Raw genomic sequence first — 14,910 nt, 5'->3', positions numbered from 1 at the left:
GAAAGATTAATTCAAATCAATTTGTCTGTCAAAAGGGCCATAATCAAATGAATTGTGTCCTTTATACAATGGGGAAAGAGAAGGTTATTGTAAAGAGCTAGGATTACATTTGATTTTTGTAACTTTACATAATCATGAGCGAAACACTGGAAACTCTACAGGATTACTACAAAAGATTAAGCCATCTCCATACAAATAGTGGGGATATACTGGATGTTGAACTCGGAAAATCACATTTCAATATTTCGCCACGCAAATACTGTGATTTTAAAACACCCTACAACAGACGCGATTTTTACAAAATCAGTCTCATCTTAGGCAAAGGATGGTTCAAATATGGACAACATGAATTATATATCGATCGACCGGCGCTGTTTTTACCCGCACTAAATATTCCCTATACATGGGTATGTGACACGAGCAAACAAGAAGGATACTTTTGTCTTTTCAATCAAGAATTCTTTTCAGGAAGCCAGACATTTGAGCCATTTAAAAAGACCTCGTTATTTAAAGAATGGAGTAAACCCATCATCTTTTTAGATGATGGACAGCTGCATTTGATTACAACATTTTTCGATAACATGTTCCGGTTGAATAATTCCAGTTACCCTCTTCGCTGTAGTGCAATCAAAAGCAATTTGGCAGCAATCCTTCATCTGGCCTTAGAGTGGAGAATGGAAGATGTAGAGTTGCAAGATCAATCGGGCAGCGTCCGAATGTATCGTTTGTTTGATGAATTACTTCACAAACAATTTCCATTGGATTCCCCCGCTTACCCGCTTGCATTACATACCGCAGCCGATTTCGCGGCAAAGCTCAATGTACATGTCAATCATCTCAATGCCTCTGTCAAATCGGTAACCAATCAGACAACTACGCAGATCATCAAACAAAAAATCTACGAGGAGGCCAAAAATCTATTGATCTATACAGATTGGAATGTCGCTGAGATTGGTTATACCCTTGGCTTTGATGAACCAGCTCACTTCAACAACTTCTTTAAGAAAAATGCAGAGACATCTCCCCTCAAGTTTAGGCAGAAAAATAAATGATATTTGATTTTCGTAATTTTTACTTTGTCAGACAGCATCGATATTAGCCAGAAAGTCTCTAGTTTTGTTTAACAAAAAAGAGTGAAAATGTTAAAAGAAGCATCTGCGCAACGCATCAGGTTAGTAACATTCATGGCATTTGTATCCATGCCCCTTTCAGGATTTGTAACAGATATCTACCTGCCTTCGTTTCCGGCAATGGCCAAAAGTCTACTTGTTCACGAACGACATATTCAATTAACATTGACCAGTTATCTATTGAGCTATGGCATTTCCCAGTTATTTATAGGTAATATTCTTGACAGTATAGGCCGATATCGACCTAAGCTTTTGGCATTAACACTGGTGATACTAAGCAGCTTATTGATAACCCATACACACAGTGTTTTGCTTATTTGCTTATTAAGAATAGTTCAAGGTATAGCGATATCCATTTTGGTGGTAGCTACACGTGCACTTTTCGTCGATCTATATGCGGGTGATCGGTTAAAAAATTACCTAAGCTATTTTACCATCGTCTGGTCATGTGGCCCAATACTAGCGCCTTTTTTAGGAGGTTATCTGGAAAAACTATTCGATTGGCAGGCCAATTTTTATTTCCTTGCTTTCTACGCGGGTGTATTATTAGTATTTGAAGTATTGTACAGTGGGGAAAGTATTGCCGAAAAGAAAAGGATCAATCTAAGGGACAATCTCAACCTATATAAAATGATGCTTCAAAATAAGCTTTTTATACTGGGTATCCTGGTGCTTGGTTTTAGTTACTCCATTGTGATGCTATTCAATATGACGGGGCCATTTATTATTGAAAATACATTTCATTTTTCATCCGTCACAATTGGCTACTGTACATTGATACTGGGTTTTTCGTGGATGATTGGCGGGTTTGTCACGAAAAAGCAGATGCATCTTGATTTCGTACCCAGGGTAATAGCTCCTGTCCTATTCCAGGCATCACTTATTGTCGCTTTAATTGTAGTGAGTATGTTCCATCAAAACCTATATATCATGGTCGGTTTTGCATTTTTTATTCATATAATTTCAGGTGTTTTATTTACGAACTTTTTCACCAACAGCATGTTATTTTTCCCAAAGCATGCAGGTACCGCAGGCGGTCTAATGGGTGGAATGGTTTACATTGTGACATCACTTTCCAATTTTATTGTGGCCATTACTGGCAAAGTAACCACACAAAATGGATTAGCATGGCGTTATTTTATTTTTTCTGTGCTATTGACATTGATTATCATGTACATGTGGAAACTACGAAAAGATAATAGTAGACAAACAGCTCATTAAGCTAAGGTTAGTCAGACAAAAAATATCAGGAGAACTACTTAGAATAGGCTGTTTTTGGGTATAATCTCTTGAATGCATTATACACAGCCTGATGGATAACTGTTGAATGCAATTCTTCAGGCATATAATCAAAAATAACATCCATCTTCTTATGGTTACCTATGACTTTGTAAAACGCCTCGGCATCCTGATACATTCTAATATCTTCTTCTCTATTAGGCACTCCCAGATATACACGCACCTTTTTTCTCAAATTAGCCTCCAATAGCTTTTCGGTATTTTTCAATAGCTCCTGCTGTCCCCACCACAAACTTGGGCTGACAATAATATAATTATCAAAGAGATCAGGTTGTTTAAGTAGTATTTCTGCAGAGAAAAGCCCAGCTAGTGACTCTCCAATAACCGTCCGTTCCTTGTTTACCCTATAATTTTTACTGATATAGGGCAGTAATTCATCTTTTAGAAAACCTATGTATTTTTCGGATCCGCCATAGGTAGGAAAACTGCTTTTTTGAAAACCTTCTTTCTCTAGGAAATCAACGTTTGGAACAGCGAAAGTAAAATCACGTTTTCGGGTATTTCCCTCGATTCCGACAACAATACTATTGGGGAATCTCGCAATCCAAGGTTGTGTATCAAAACGAACAATTCCCGCAATATGAAAAAAGTCTTCTTCCATACCCCCGTCCAAGACATAGATGACAGGATAAGTTACGGTATCGTTGGCCTGATAATTATTAGGAAGAAAGATATTTATCGTCCGCTTTTCGTTTAAAATATTAGAATGCAATACTTCGGATTGACAGCCAGAAAGCACATTACTTTTGGTTTGTGCAAAAGAGATAAAGCTATAAATTATGGCTATAAAAAGAATGATATTTTTACAATATTTCATTTCGAACATGATGTTATTAAAGAACCTCCATCATAGACATCTTCATTTTGGTATAGAAGCTTTGTCTGGAGGAGAGAAACTGGAGTCGAAAGTAAGTCTAATAATTAATTTAAAAAAACATTTTTTATTATTCTATGCGTAGCCCCATTTCATTTATAGCTAAGTCCACTATCGTGGACGCTCATCGTTATTCTATACGTTCACATTGGTAGCCCCAATCGAGCATCTGTTTGACAATCCCACTTATCTCGATATCCGATTGTGAAGATTCAATCCTTAAAATCCGTTCCTCGTCGTCAAGATCAAAGTTAACTTTATAGGAGGAGAACAGCTGTAGAAGCGTCACAACGATTTGTTGTGCCTCTCTATATTTATTGACATTCGTTTTAAATATTTCAACTCTTTTCATAGTATCGGATCTCACTTAATTTTAAAGAACTCTAGTATACTCTCATCACCGAATCATGCCTTCATTTAGCTTTTTCTTCTATACGTTAAGCATAAAATACCTTATCGTCCAACTCTTTAGATCACATCTACTGCTTATCGATTGATAAGCGTTGTAAATCGGTCAGTTCCCTCTTGTCAGATGTACCTACTGAATCCGTATGATAGACTTGTAGAGCATCAGTGAACACTTCATTATGTTTTTTTGTCTCGATATTCGAAAACAAAGCTAAAACCATAAAAAACAACAAAATGATCAACGCATTAAAGAAATGTACCATACCTATAGTGATTAAATTATGATGGTCCAATTTCCCAAATAAGGAGCTCTTATCCCATATATTTTCGGTAAAAAGCAGATTTCGGTCGGTAAACAATCTCTTTTTTCCTTTTAATACACATTAAGCATTAAAAAAAAAGCCACATTTGACAAAATGTGGCTCAGTTAGTATATTGATTTAAATGGCTTCTTAAGAAAACTGTTCTGTAAGTATACGTGGATTTTCAGGAACGATCGCTATCACACAAAACTGCCTGTCATTATCTTCGATCTGCTGTTGGACATCTTTAGGCAAATTACCTAATGCAAACTGTCGTCTCCAAACCGCTACCCCATCTGTAAATGCCAATGGAAGTTTCTTCGCAAATTCTCCAGGTTTCACAAAATCTATCTTGAAAAGATCCAGAATTTCCTTATCTATCTTGTCATTGGTATTCGTTGGAATAGCAAAAATTTTTTCAGCGATTTTATTGATAAAGGAGCTGTCGTGTCTCGTCTCTCCAGTACTATAGATACAGTAGTAAATATTTTGCACATCATTTCCGTAGACTTTCTTTGCGATACATACAGGCGCCGTCTTAGTCTCTTCATAAAGCTTTTTATGTGCAGAGCGATTAATAACTGCTACCAAAATAAAGCAGACAACCACAATAACCGACATGATACTAATGACACCTATACCAATAGTTTCGACCAGTCCTTCAAAAATAGCAAATGCGAGGAAACAGAGTAAACCTATGCCTATAATCAAAGGCGCATAGACAAGCTTGTTCTTTCCAAAAGCAGAACTTTTCACATACTTATCAATAATTGTACGGTCGTGCTCAAATTTATCAAATTGTATCATGTTCATATACTGATTCTCGCTTTTATATAATTCATATCTGATTTCAAAATAAATGTATATAAAATACGCCTTACCATAATTTCACATTTACAATTCGCCAGCGTTGATTTAATATTCGTTTGAATAAACAGAAAAAACGAACAACTATTTCAGCAGACTTCCATCGAGGCCCCAAACTAATTTTAACTACAAAAAATTAAACACAAATGTGTAATTTTTAAATAAACAAAAATATTTACGCATTTTATAAGCATATTTGTTTATATATCAAAGAAAAAAATGCTTCTAAAAAATTGGATTTTACTTTTATTCGTATTGGAATTAATTTCAAGTTGTACAAAAGATCCGGTGATTAAACCAGAAATCGAACCACCCACTCCTATTGACACGACGAAGGTTGTTGTGCCCAAACCCAAGGATTCACTTTTTGAAAGAAAATCATTCAGTTTTGTGATCAATGAGCACTTCGTTGATGAAACTGTGGATCAACAATTGTTTTTAGGTAGCCTTTGGAGCCTAAAAGACACAACAAAAAGTCTACATTTAGAAAATATTCAGTCCATGGCAAAAAAATTCCCTATTTATGTCATGGCGAATTCGGCCAAAGAAGAAATGGGCCATTTTTTTCCGTCCTATACAAGCATATTAAATTATGCCAATTTATTCAAGAACACAGATCTCTCAGGATCGATAGAAATGGGTTCAAGAGACTTTTCCGATTATGCCGAGATACAATTATATATTCCGTTAAATAAGGACATCGAAAAAGTACTCAATCTCGTAAAACACGGTGATTCAACAACTGTCCAAAAGACTCACAGTACCTTCAGGCACACATTGGTAAGACGATTAACTTTAGATACTGACCAGGTTGATTATTTTTCAAATTACCAAGAATCTGATTTAAATAATCTCAAGAAATTGGGTTATTCACCCTATTTCATCATATCCGTCAATTATGGTTATCAACTTGTTATCGCGGCGGAAAGCGATTTCACTAGACCTGACATGAACAGAGCTATCGATAAACTGTTAGAAGGAAATCCATTGGATAATATTGATGAGCAAGTACTCAATGCAACAAAACTGCTCGTCTATTATAGAGATGGAAGTAAGGACACTTTTATTCGTCATGCTATTAATCTTCAGGAGATTAAAAGTACACTTTCGACATTAAGTCATCGGATAGAAAGCAATTTTGATAATTTTACTTACCCTCTTAGTTATCTCGCCATGCATATCACTACAGGCGAAATCCTAGGGTATACCAATACCTTTGATTTACAAGTGAAGAAAACAAGCAAATAAGGTCGGGTCAAAATAAATTTTCAGCATCATTGTGAGAATGGTAATATTGAATTTAAATTCCAAGCGCTTTTTGATTTTAGCACGAAGTCATTTAATAAAACAGCCATTATATAAAATACGTTCAATTTGGGGCTGTCTCAAAACTTAGAACCATAATTGCGAATCAGTATCAAATTTGGAAATAATAAAATCAGCTTTTCTTCAAAATCCCCTTTTTCACACCATCATCAATTAAACTTTCGGCATATTCCCATAATACAGGGGAACCATCTTTGATCACGCTCTTTTTTGCGTATACCTTATTATAGTTTACACCAGGTTCATTCCAGGTACCCCCATTGTTAGAACTATTCTGCAACAGTGGTTCCAATCGGTCCATTGCTTTGGCGAACTGCGCTTCGCGAGTCTCCCCAGCTTCAAACTCCTCCCAGATCGAAATGAGTTCTTCCGCTTGCTGCTCCGGTAACATCCCAAATATTCGTTTGGCGGCTAAACGCTCTTCCTCCGTATTACTATGTGCTTTTTCGTTATCATAGATAAAGGTATCTCCAGCATCAATTTCAACAATGTCATGTATCAATACCATTTTAATAACTTTCAATAGATCTATAGACTCGTCAGCATGCTCAGCTAAAACAATAGCCATCAGCGCCAAATGCCAGCTGTGTTCGGCATCATTCTCACAACGATCACTATTAAAAAGCTTAGTCCTTCGCTGGATGTATTTCAACTTATCAATCTCCTTGATAAAATCAATCTGTTTCAACAATTTTTCGGATGTCATCATGAATATATTATAGTACAATCAATATACAAAGTTAGTGCTTTTATACTCCTCACCAATTGCCAAATGGCAATTGGTGAGGACGATTTCAATTGCTATTTTATTGACATCCATAGGACAAACCAAGAGTCCTAGATCAGCATAGATTTATTAAATTTGATAAACATCAAATCTCGTCCCGACGAATGAAGAAAATAGGATTTTTATCTTTTGGACATTGGTCCAAACACCCTGCTTATAGCACCCAAACAGCAAGTGACACATTACTTCAGTCAATAGATCTGGCTGTAGCAGCAGAAGAAATAGGCATAGACGGAGCTTATTTTCGTGTACATCATTTTGCCAATCAGTTAGCCTCTCCCTTTCCTTTATTGTCCGCCATTGGGGCAAAGACCAATACGATTGAAATAGGTACAGGAGTAATTGATATGCGCTATGAAAATCCACTTTATATGGTGGAAGATGCTGGAGCAGCCGATTTAATTTCGGAAGGCCGATTACAACTGGGTATCAGTAGAGGTTCACCTGAACAGGTAATAGACGGATGGCGTTATTTTGGTTATGAGCTCGCTGAAGGCGAGACCGACGCTGATATGGGCCGTAGGAAGGCTTTAGAATTCCTGGAAAAACTCAAAGGAAAAGGTTTTGCTGAACCAAATCCCTATCCGATGTTTCCGAACCCTCCGGGCTTACTTAGGCTAGAACCACATGCTGAAGGACTACGAGACCGCATCTGGTGGGGTGCAGCATCGAATGCCACAGCGGTATGGGCGGCTCAAAATAGGATGCACTTACAGAGTTCGACATTAAAGTATGACGAAAATGGAAAGCCTTTCCATATACAACAGGCTGAACAGATACGGCTATATAAACAAACCTGGAAAGAAGCTGGACATCCTGGCGAACCCAGAGTTTCAGTCAGTCGGTCAATTTTTGCATTGGTTGATGATTTAGATAGGTATTATTTTGGACAGGAAGCAGATCGGGCCGACAAGATAGGTTTCATTGAAGCGGACAAACGCGCTATTTTTGGCCGTAGTTATGCGGCCGAGCCTGATCAGCTCGTCAAAGAACTGGCTCAGGACGAAGCTATCCAGGAAGCTGATACTCTTCTCCTGACAATTCCAAATACCTTGGGTGTAGATTACAATATTCATGTACTTTCGGCTATTTTGGAACATGTTGCACCTGAGTTAGGCTGGCGCTAGATATCCTAATTGATGATAAACAATATTCGTTACAAAACCAAAATTGCGATAATCGGTGCAGGACAAGCCGGGCTTTCTTCTGCTTATCATTTAAAGAAATTGGGATTGGAGATTAATCGGGACTTCATTATTTTGGATGAAGCCCCTGCTCCTGGTGGTGCTTGGCAATTTCGCTGGTCTTCGCTCACATTAAGTACGGTTAACAAAATCCATGACCTACCAGGTATGTCATTTGAAGAAACATTGACAAATAATGAGACCGAGGTACAGGCAAATATAGCTGTCCCACATTATTTCGATCTCTATGAAAAAAGGTATGGGCTAGAAGTTTATCGACCACTTAAAGTTGATAGTGTCTCCTTACAGGGGGAACGTTTTCATATAGATACTGCTGAAACTTTGTTTTCTGCAGCGGGCATTATTAACGCCACGGGTACCTGGGAGAATCCTTATATTCCTTTCTACCCGGGAGCAACACTATTTCAAGGAGAGCAACTTCATACAAAAGATTTTAAAAAAGCGGACTATTTCAGAAACAAGCACGTTATTATAGTCGGTGGTGGTATATCTGCCATCCAATTGTTGGATCAGATTTCGGAAGTGACTACGACAACATGGGTCACACGACGTCCTCCGCTATTCCGTGAAGGCCCTTTTGATGATATGGCGGGGCACAATGCCGTTGCTATGGTGGAGGAGCGTGTGCGGAAAGGTTTACCACCGCTATCAGTTGTGTCCGTGACGGGACTACCTTATTCACCCGAAATCCGGGCGATGGAAAAACGAGGGGTACTCACACGGCTTCCCATGTTTAGTGAGATCACTAAAACTGGTGTAAAATGGGAAGATGGAAAAGAAGAAAAAGCAGATATTATCCTCTGGAATACAGGCTTCAAAAGCGCATTGAAACATTTAGATATGGTACTGCCCAAAGAAGAAAATGGGGGTATCTTAATGGATGGGAGACTGGCCACAAGGATCGCGAAGGAACCCCGCATTCATCTGGTCGGCTATGGCCCCTCTGCCTCCACAATCGGAGCCAACCGTGCTGGAAGTGCAGCAGCAAGAGAGCTCGTAAAAACATTAAGCCTTTTGTAATGTTATCTAGGTTAGGATTAAAAATCATACCAAATTATATTTAGTGAAGATTTATCTATATTTAGGTCAGTCAAGAGTTTCATAATAAAATAAATATCACTGATGGATGCGCAAAATATTATTCCAGATCAATCCATTGCGTTGTTTGTCAAGAATATTATGGTATTCGAAAGCAAGAGCGATGGGGAAACAATCATTCCATTTTTTGCGGATGGATACCCTGGGCTATTATTCCATCAAACCGAAGCAGGCTTAACCATTCAACCTCATGGCAAAAAAATGCCCATAATCTCCTTATATGGCCAAACGATCAAACCCATTACCATTGACGTTAACGGTCCCTTCAAAATCATTATTTTTCAATTTTATCCATTTGTATTACGCGCTTTTTGGGAAATAAATCCCGAAGAGATCAATGACAACTGCTATGATCTAAATAATAGGCCAGAAACAAAACTCAATGAACTTATTACAGAAATCCTGTCCTCTCCAACTATTCAAGAAAAGGTCATCATAATATCCAAGTTTCTTATAAGTTATTTTGAGCAGAAAAGAAACAAGCTGGATTTTTCAATAAGGGGGGTAATTCAATCTATTATAGATAAAAAGGGCACTGTGCCTATCAAAGAGATCGCCAAAAAAGAAAGATTGCACATCCGAACACTTGAAAGAAGATTTCTCAAAGAGACTGGAATATCCGCAAAACAATTCGCGAAAATAGTCCAATTTCAATCTTCACTCACTCAATTAACCACAAATGATTTTAGGGAGATAAACGAAATTGTTTATACGAATGGATTCTCTGACCAATCACATTTTATTCGAGTTTTCAAAGATTTCACAGGAGTAACTCCCCATACATTTGGCAAACAATAAAATTGTCGCTTTTATTCTATTTTGGATTCATGCTAATAGCGAATTTTACCCTAAGAAATTAAATATAATATATTTAAATCACCATCAATGAAACTACAAGAAATCACTTTAACTGCTGCTGTGATAACATCGGCATTAATATCCGGGCTCTTTTTTGCCTACACGTTTTCCGTCAATCTTGGACTTCACAAATTGGATGACAGGGGGTATTTGATGGCAATGCAAAATATCAATAGAGAAATCTTAAATCCAATATTTTACAGCTGTTTTTTAGGAGCACCATTATTATTAATGGCATCATCGGTGATGTATTTCGATTTATCTTCTCCAAAGTTCTATTTGATAGCAGCTGCATGCACAAGTTATATCATCGGTGTATTTATTATTACAGCTGCAAAGAATGTTCCGCTAAACAATCAATTGGATACATTAGATATTACAGGTGCAACATCTGATACTTTACATCGAATGCGTCTCCTTATAGAGGAACCTTGGGTGTTCTGGAATAATCTGCGAACGGCGTTCTCTTTCATAACCTTAGTCTGTTTAATTATCAGTCTTATATTTTTCAAATCCAAAGATTAACGGCGAACCAAAAAGGCATATTTCCTTTCATATTATCAAAGCTACGTTGTAATTCCTTTAGTGGGCTGCCTGATGAGGTAGCCTTTTTTCCATCTCAGCTTTCTAAACCGTCCTTTTTTACACATAAATCCCTATACCATCTCCCTTAATAAAAGTACTGATGTAGCGGACAACGGATCATGTAAAAGACGAAAAAAGAAGCAAAGCATACGGATTTAAATTCATTGTCAACGGATTTAAATCCTGCGGTAAAGCGCAACAGATTCTATTGTACTTTTATAAAAAAATAAAGAAGAAAAGACCCAGATGAAATCATCTTGAACGTAAACTAATAAAAAAATCCAATGAAAACACAAAACATAATCCCAGCCCTGCTATTGTCCTCCATAGGTTTAATGTCCTTATCTGCATGTAATGGAACATCAGTAGATACGATTAAAGCCATGGAATCCAACTATGACAATCAGAATAAAACCATCGAGTTAACCGGTGAATTTGATGCTCCATCCTTTACCTTTTCATCGGGCAAATCGAAGACCATGTCAATGAATTTTGTTGTAAAACCTCATGCAATCAGTTCGGAGAAATTTACTGCATTCAGTGTTATATTACCTGTTGGAACAGAAAAAAACAGTGTTCTATTTGAACTCCCTGCAGACCAAAAAAACTATACACTAAAAAATTTCCATGTCATTGATAAAAATGGGGAGAAAATCAATCTCGATACGCATACCACATTTAAAATGACGGGCACCGTACATTACAGTGAATTGGAAAAACCTGAAGGTGAACGGGACAAAAGCAATTTCAACTATAAAATAACTGACGTAACCTTCGAAAAAGATTAAAAAATCATGCTATAAACCCGATCAAACTCGTTAATAAAAACTAAAAACATGATCAATATTCAGCTTGGAAACAGTTTCTCTTTTGGATGGGTAATTATTGGATTTGCCCTTATCATGGCTCTGGGGATTTACATCGCTTATAGAAAACAACACGCAATTAAAATAAAATATGTTATTGCCGTTATCATTATGTTAGTTGTAGGTATAAAATGGCTTTTTGAAAAATAAAAGTAATCTTCTCCAATAGCTGTTTTTTTAGATATAAAAAACGGAAGAGTGCACAAGTATACAACAGAACTTTAACACTTGAATAAATTTATTTTTGTAAATTCAAGTTTAAATATTCGAATCAATCGTGATCGATGCCATTGTTAAATGTAAATTTATCATGAAATTCATTTTCACTTGTGTTCTCTTTTCCATACAACTATTTGTATTTGCTCAAGAACGACCCCAACTTATTCCGTTCAAATTTGACGGTAAATTGGGTTTAATGGATGTATCCACAGCAGAACCTGTGTATCCGGACGCTCTAATGGATGGCCCGAACAGATATTATGTCATTGGAGATTTCTGTAGTTATATTATCTCGAAAAATGAAAAGGAAGATGCTGTAGTTGATGCCTATTCGGGGCAGGAACAGTTTTTTGGGCATTTTGATAGTGCATGTGGCCGCTTGAAAATCAACAAAGACAGTTATTATCACTTTGAAGTGGATGGAAACTCAGCTCTCTTAAAGCCTGGAAGTCCTCTTATACAGCTAACAACCCGATACCAAAGCATTGAACCAAATCATGACGCGTGGGACAATGAAAGCTTGGATGGCAAGCAATATATCTGGGCACAAAAAACGGATGAAACCTACGATGTTTTGAGTGCCGATAAAAACTTTGCCCGTATAAATTCCTTACCGAATTTTGAAAGTTTTGATCTGGTATATCGAATAAATGAAGATGCTCCCATAACTTTGGTTGGATTTGTCTTGGGTAGCAAAAATGCGATCCAACGTGCTTTCGGCCAGAAATATAATATTCCGGAATCTAACCAAATGGTTGAAGTCTATGATATCCATTTTAAAAAATTAGGCAATACAGATTACCAGAATGCAGCAATCAAAAAACTATTCAATCATGAAATTGAACTACGGGGTAGTATGATACCTCCACCAAACCTGGAAAACCAGATAATTACCTCTCGAAATAAAACAATTGTATTGAACGACGAATTTAGCTTAATTCCGGCAAAAGATGATCAGACACAATTGGTACTTGTCAATACGCAGCAAGGAAATACTTCCATCTTAGGAAATGGCCACTTCGATTACAGGTACATAAGTACACCCCAAAATTTAGAAGCGCTCCTACAGATAAGACATGCGGAAACTGGAACTTTTTTTTATTTTGATTTTAATGGGTTTTATTTCCCAAAAGGAGTTCCTTTAATCCCCAAAAATTACAGAAAATGGAACTAGAGGAACGAAGTAAGGTTTCAATAGAAAATAGACAAAATAGGATCGCAAAAAACAATTTTTAACAGATGATTACTTTAGTTTTAGTATTAAGCGTAATTTTGGCGACAGTTGCTTTTCTAGTCACTGAAGAGAATGCAGACTCGTCACTTTCTGGATATAACACCCTTTCGTCAACAGCAAAGCAACAATTTGATATAAAGGCTTTTGTCCCATATTTTAGAAAATTTCATCTATCACTAGCGGTTTCATATTTGTTGATTTCCCTCTTCCTTCTCTTCGTTATCAGTTCGTATTGGGCAAAGATTTTTAGTATAGCTTATCCCTTACTTGCTTATATATTTTTTATTTGGAAAGCGAACAGTTTTTTCATAAAAAGGAATAAAAAACAGTATATCCTTTCAATTACTGTCATTTGCTTTCTTCTTATTGTTCTTTTAGTGATTATGATCCAATTTTTAGAGAGCTAATTCTGTGATCGCCGTAATCAATTTTGATTAGATAAGAAGTATCAAAAAACTATTTCTAATTTTATAGGATTATAATTGACTATATGGACAAGCGATCAGAACATCTACAACAATGGATTGATATCTATAGTGATACACTTCTCAATAGCGCTCTTTTTTTGCTTGCAGACCGACAAGATGCGGAAGATATAGTCCAAAATGTATTTATGTCTGCATTCGAATCATACCATTCTTTCCAGGGGCGAAGCAATGTAAAGACTTGGCTAATGGCTATTCTTAAGAATAAAGTCGCTGAGTTTTACCGTAAAAAGTACCGACATACAGGCAATATTCCACTAGATCATTATTTTGATAGTGAGGGATCATGGAAGCATGATGATATTCTACAAGACTGGAATGAAAAAGACGACAACCTCCTTGACAACAGCGATTTTAATAGCGTAATGGCTGAGTGTATGGACAAATTGCCCCTAAAATGGCTTATCCCGGTAAAGCTCTATTATTTAGAAGAAAAAAAAGCGGCTAGCGTATGTCAGGAAACTGGCCTTACGACAACTAATCTATGGAAAATCCTCCAACGAAGTCGTATGCAACTTCGGGAGTGCCTGGAATTTAACTGGTTTAATATCTCATGATTTCGTAAGCAATGATAAAACAACTCATTCATATATTGATAATGCCCTGCAAACAAGCAACACTGCTTATCGAACAGCAAAATGCTGGTGAGATTCCATTTTTCCAAAAAATACGCTTAAGGTTACATCTTTTGATCTGTAAGTGGTGCAGTGCCTATAACCGCAAAGTACATGCAATGGAAAGTATGATGAAAAAGATATTCACACAAGATGCTCCTGAAAAATTCAGTAAAAATGAACTAGAGCTCTTTAAAGACAAATTAAAAGACAAGTTAAAATAAAAGGATTTTTTTGTCAGGATTTTGAAGTGCATGCTACTAAAAGGGAAACAGTAATTACAAATTAAAATTTTAGAAAAATGCATCTCATAACGCAAACAAAAAATTCCCCACCATCATCGCAATGGGGTTTCTACATTTCCACATTCGGCATAGTCTTCATTCTTCTGTGGCTTGGGATTTTCAAATTTACCCCAACGGAGGCGATGGCCATAAAGCCATTGATAGCGAATCATCCACTCTCTTCCTGGCTATACAAACTATGGAGTGAACAAATGGTGTCCAATATTGTTGGTATTGTTGAAATAGCTGTTGCTATACTTATTTTACTGAGTTTACAATTTAAGCAATTGAGACGATACGCAGGAATTGGGGTATGCATTATTTTTATGATGACTTTAAGTTATCTTTTTACTACACCAAATATGTTCAAACATATAGACGGAGTGCCTGTGACGGACTTCTTTATCCTTAAGGATATACTATTTCTTGGATTTGGAATCAGTTTATTGCAATCAGCTAAAAAATAAAA

The 14,910-nt window shown here is 36.8% G+C and carries 18 protein-coding genes; 14 read left to right on the top strand and 4 right to left on the bottom strand.

The genetic code is table 11. From position 1 onward, the window contains the following. Nucleotides 1-134 precede the first annotated feature (134 nt). Together M2408_RS24020 and M2408_RS24015 are read left to right on the top strand one after the other, a co-directional pair. Nucleotides 135-1,052: an AraC family transcriptional regulator gene (locus M2408_RS24020; protein WP_259187120.1), complete on the top strand. Its 918-nt coding sequence runs from the start codon at nt 135-137 to the stop codon at nt 1,050-1,052. 87 nt (nt 1,053-1,139) lie between these two features. Further along, nucleotides 1,140-2,351, top strand: a complete 1,212-nt coding sequence (locus tag M2408_RS24015; protein WP_259187119.1) for an MFS transporter — start codon at nt 1,140-1,142, stop codon at nt 2,349-2,351. Nucleotides 2,352-2,385: 34 nt separating this feature from the next. On the opposite strand, the gene M2408_RS24010 is transcribed toward M2408_RS24015, so the two are convergent. The 3 genes from M2408_RS24010 to M2408_RS24000 all read right to left on the bottom strand — a co-directional run bounded on the left by M2408_RS24010 (nt 2,386) and on the right by M2408_RS24000 (nt 4,826). Beyond that, the gene (locus tag M2408_RS24010) at nt 2,386-3,246 is read right to left on the bottom strand and encodes an alpha/beta hydrolase (protein WP_259187118.1); all 861 of its coding nucleotides are present in this window, start codon (nt 3,244-3,246) and stop codon (nt 2,386-2,388) included. 187 nt (nt 3,247-3,433) lie between these two features. Then, entirely contained in the window at nt 3,434-3,655 is a 222-nt protein-coding gene (locus tag M2408_RS24005; protein WP_259187117.1) for a methyltransferase type 11, read from the bottom strand. 508 nt (nt 3,656-4,163) lie between these two features. Then, complete coding sequence (locus M2408_RS24000) at nt 4,164-4,826, bottom strand: hypothetical protein (protein WP_259187116.1); 663 nt, start codon at nt 4,824-4,826, stop codon at nt 4,164-4,166. Between the two features lie 273 nt (nt 4,827-5,099). Between M2408_RS24000 and M2408_RS23995 the strand changes: the two genes are divergently transcribed. Next, complete coding sequence (locus tag M2408_RS23995) at nt 5,100-6,128, top strand: hypothetical protein (protein ID WP_259187115.1); 1,029 nt, start codon at nt 5,100-5,102, stop codon at nt 6,126-6,128. Between the two features lie 190 nt (nt 6,129-6,318). Here M2408_RS23995 and M2408_RS23990 read toward each other — a convergent pair whose 3' ends face one another. Beyond that, the gene (locus tag M2408_RS23990; protein ID WP_259187114.1) at nt 6,319-6,915 is read right to left on the bottom strand and encodes an HD family hydrolase; all 597 of its coding nucleotides are present in this window, start codon (nt 6,913-6,915) and stop codon (nt 6,319-6,321) included. 182 nt (nt 6,916-7,097) lie between these two features. Here M2408_RS23990 and M2408_RS23985 point away from each other — a divergent pair, with 182 nt between their 5' ends. The 11 genes from M2408_RS23985 (at nt 7,098) to M2408_RS23940 (ending at nt 14,908) form a co-directional block, all read left to right on the top strand. Continuing rightward, complete coding sequence (locus tag M2408_RS23985) at nt 7,098-8,120, top strand: LLM class flavin-dependent oxidoreductase (protein ID WP_259187113.1); 1,023 nt, start codon at nt 7,098-7,100, stop codon at nt 8,118-8,120. Nucleotides 8,121-8,132: 12 nt separating this feature from the next. Then, a complete protein-coding gene (locus M2408_RS23980) occupies nt 8,133-9,218 on the top strand; it encodes an NAD(P)/FAD-dependent oxidoreductase (protein WP_259187112.1) in 1,086 nt (361 codons plus the stop codon). Nucleotides 9,219-9,320: 102 nt separating this feature from the next. Then, nucleotides 9,321-10,094: a helix-turn-helix transcriptional regulator gene (locus M2408_RS23975; protein WP_259187111.1), complete on the top strand. Its 774-nt coding sequence runs from the start codon at nt 9,321-9,323 to the stop codon at nt 10,092-10,094. 87 nt (nt 10,095-10,181) lie between these two features. After that, nucleotides 10,182-10,679: a DUF1772 domain-containing protein gene (locus M2408_RS23970; protein ID WP_259187110.1), complete on the top strand. Its 498-nt coding sequence runs from the start codon at nt 10,182-10,184 to the stop codon at nt 10,677-10,679. 344 nt (nt 10,680-11,023) lie between these two features. After that, complete coding sequence (locus tag M2408_RS23965; RefSeq protein ID WP_259187109.1) at nt 11,024-11,527, top strand: hypothetical protein; 504 nt, start codon at nt 11,024-11,026, stop codon at nt 11,525-11,527. A 48-nt stretch (nt 11,528-11,575) separates the two neighbouring features. Then, nucleotides 11,576-11,755 (top strand): hypothetical protein, encoded by a 180-nt coding sequence (locus M2408_RS23960; protein ID WP_259187108.1) that lies wholly within the window; start codon nt 11,576-11,578, stop codon nt 11,753-11,755. Nucleotides 11,756-11,915: 160 nt separating this feature from the next. Beyond that, complete coding sequence (locus M2408_RS23955) at nt 11,916-12,998, top strand: hypothetical protein (RefSeq protein ID WP_259187107.1); 1,083 nt, start codon at nt 11,916-11,918, stop codon at nt 12,996-12,998. A 65-nt stretch (nt 12,999-13,063) separates the two neighbouring features. Next, nucleotides 13,064-13,465 (top strand): DUF3784 domain-containing protein, encoded by a 402-nt coding sequence (locus M2408_RS26410; protein WP_409049496.1) that lies wholly within the window; start codon nt 13,064-13,066, stop codon nt 13,463-13,465. An 83-nt stretch (nt 13,466-13,548) separates the two neighbouring features. After that, the gene (locus M2408_RS23950) at nt 13,549-14,100 is read left to right on the top strand and encodes a sigma-70 family RNA polymerase sigma factor (RefSeq protein ID WP_259187106.1); all 552 of its coding nucleotides are present in this window, start codon (nt 13,549-13,551) and stop codon (nt 14,098-14,100) included. 11 nt (nt 14,101-14,111) lie between these two features. Then, nucleotides 14,112-14,381, top strand: a complete 270-nt coding sequence (locus M2408_RS23945) for a hypothetical protein (RefSeq protein WP_259187105.1) — start codon at nt 14,112-14,114, stop codon at nt 14,379-14,381. A gap of 77 nt (nt 14,382-14,458) precedes the next feature. Next, on the top strand, nt 14,459-14,908 hold the full coding sequence (locus M2408_RS23940; RefSeq protein WP_259187104.1) for a YkgB family protein: 450 nt from the start codon (nt 14,459-14,461) through the stop codon (nt 14,906-14,908). Nucleotides 14,909-14,910 lie beyond the last annotated feature (2 nt).

The organism is Sphingobacterium sp. BIGb0165 (genome assembly GCF_024810095.1).
In the GTDB taxonomy this organism is placed as follows: Bacteria; Bacteroidota; Bacteroidia; order Sphingobacteriales; family Sphingobacteriaceae; genus Sphingobacterium; species Sphingobacterium detergens.
This window is presented reverse-complemented; position numbering and strand designations above follow the sequence as displayed.

Coding starts and splice junctions, on each gene's coding strand:
- M2408_RS24015 (WP_259187119.1), top strand. CDS start 1,140: ATGTTAAAAGAAGCATCTGCGCAACGCATCAGGTTAGTAACATTCATG.
- M2408_RS23965 (WP_259187109.1), top strand. CDS start 11,024: ATGAAAACACAAAACATAATCCCAGCCCTGCTATTGTCCTCCATAGGT.
- M2408_RS23975 (WP_259187111.1), top strand. CDS start 9,321: ATGGATGCGCAAAATATTATTCCAGATCAATCCATTGCGTTGTTTGTC.
- M2408_RS23985 (WP_259187113.1), top strand. CDS start 7,098: ATGAAGAAAATAGGATTTTTATCTTTTGGACATTGGTCCAAACACCCT.
- M2408_RS24000 (WP_259187116.1), bottom strand. CDS start 4,826: ATGAACATGATACAATTTGATAAATTTGAGCACGACCGTACAATTATT.
- M2408_RS24010 (WP_259187118.1), bottom strand. CDS start 3,246: ATGAAATATTGTAAAAATATCATTCTTTTTATAGCCATAATTTATAGC.
- M2408_RS23995 (WP_259187115.1), top strand. CDS start 5,100: ATGCTTCTAAAAAATTGGATTTTACTTTTATTCGTATTGGAATTAATT.
- M2408_RS24020 (WP_259187120.1), top strand. CDS start 135: ATGAGCGAAACACTGGAAACTCTACAGGATTACTACAAAAGATTAAGC.
- M2408_RS23980 (WP_259187112.1), top strand. CDS start 8,133: ATGATAAACAATATTCGTTACAAAACCAAAATTGCGATAATCGGTGCA.
- M2408_RS23955 (WP_259187107.1), top strand. CDS start 11,916: ATGAAATTCATTTTCACTTGTGTTCTCTTTTCCATACAACTATTTGTA.
- M2408_RS23940 (WP_259187104.1), top strand. CDS start 14,459: ATGCATCTCATAACGCAAACAAAAAATTCCCCACCATCATCGCAATGG.
- M2408_RS23970 (WP_259187110.1), top strand. CDS start 10,182: ATGAAACTACAAGAAATCACTTTAACTGCTGCTGTGATAACATCGGCA.
- M2408_RS24005 (WP_259187117.1), bottom strand. CDS start 3,655: ATGAAAAGAGTTGAAATATTTAAAACGAATGTCAATAAATATAGAGAG.
- M2408_RS23950 (WP_259187106.1), top strand. CDS start 13,549: ATGGACAAGCGATCAGAACATCTACAACAATGGATTGATATCTATAGT.
- M2408_RS23990 (WP_259187114.1), bottom strand. CDS start 6,915: ATGATGACATCCGAAAAATTGTTGAAACAGATTGATTTTATCAAGGAG.
- M2408_RS23960 (WP_259187108.1), top strand. CDS start 11,576: ATGATCAATATTCAGCTTGGAAACAGTTTCTCTTTTGGATGGGTAATT.
- M2408_RS23945 (WP_259187105.1), top strand. CDS start 14,112: ATGATAAAACAACTCATTCATATATTGATAATGCCCTGCAAACAAGCA.
- M2408_RS26410 (WP_409049496.1), top strand. CDS start 13,064: ATGATTACTTTAGTTTTAGTATTAAGCGTAATTTTGGCGACAGTTGCT.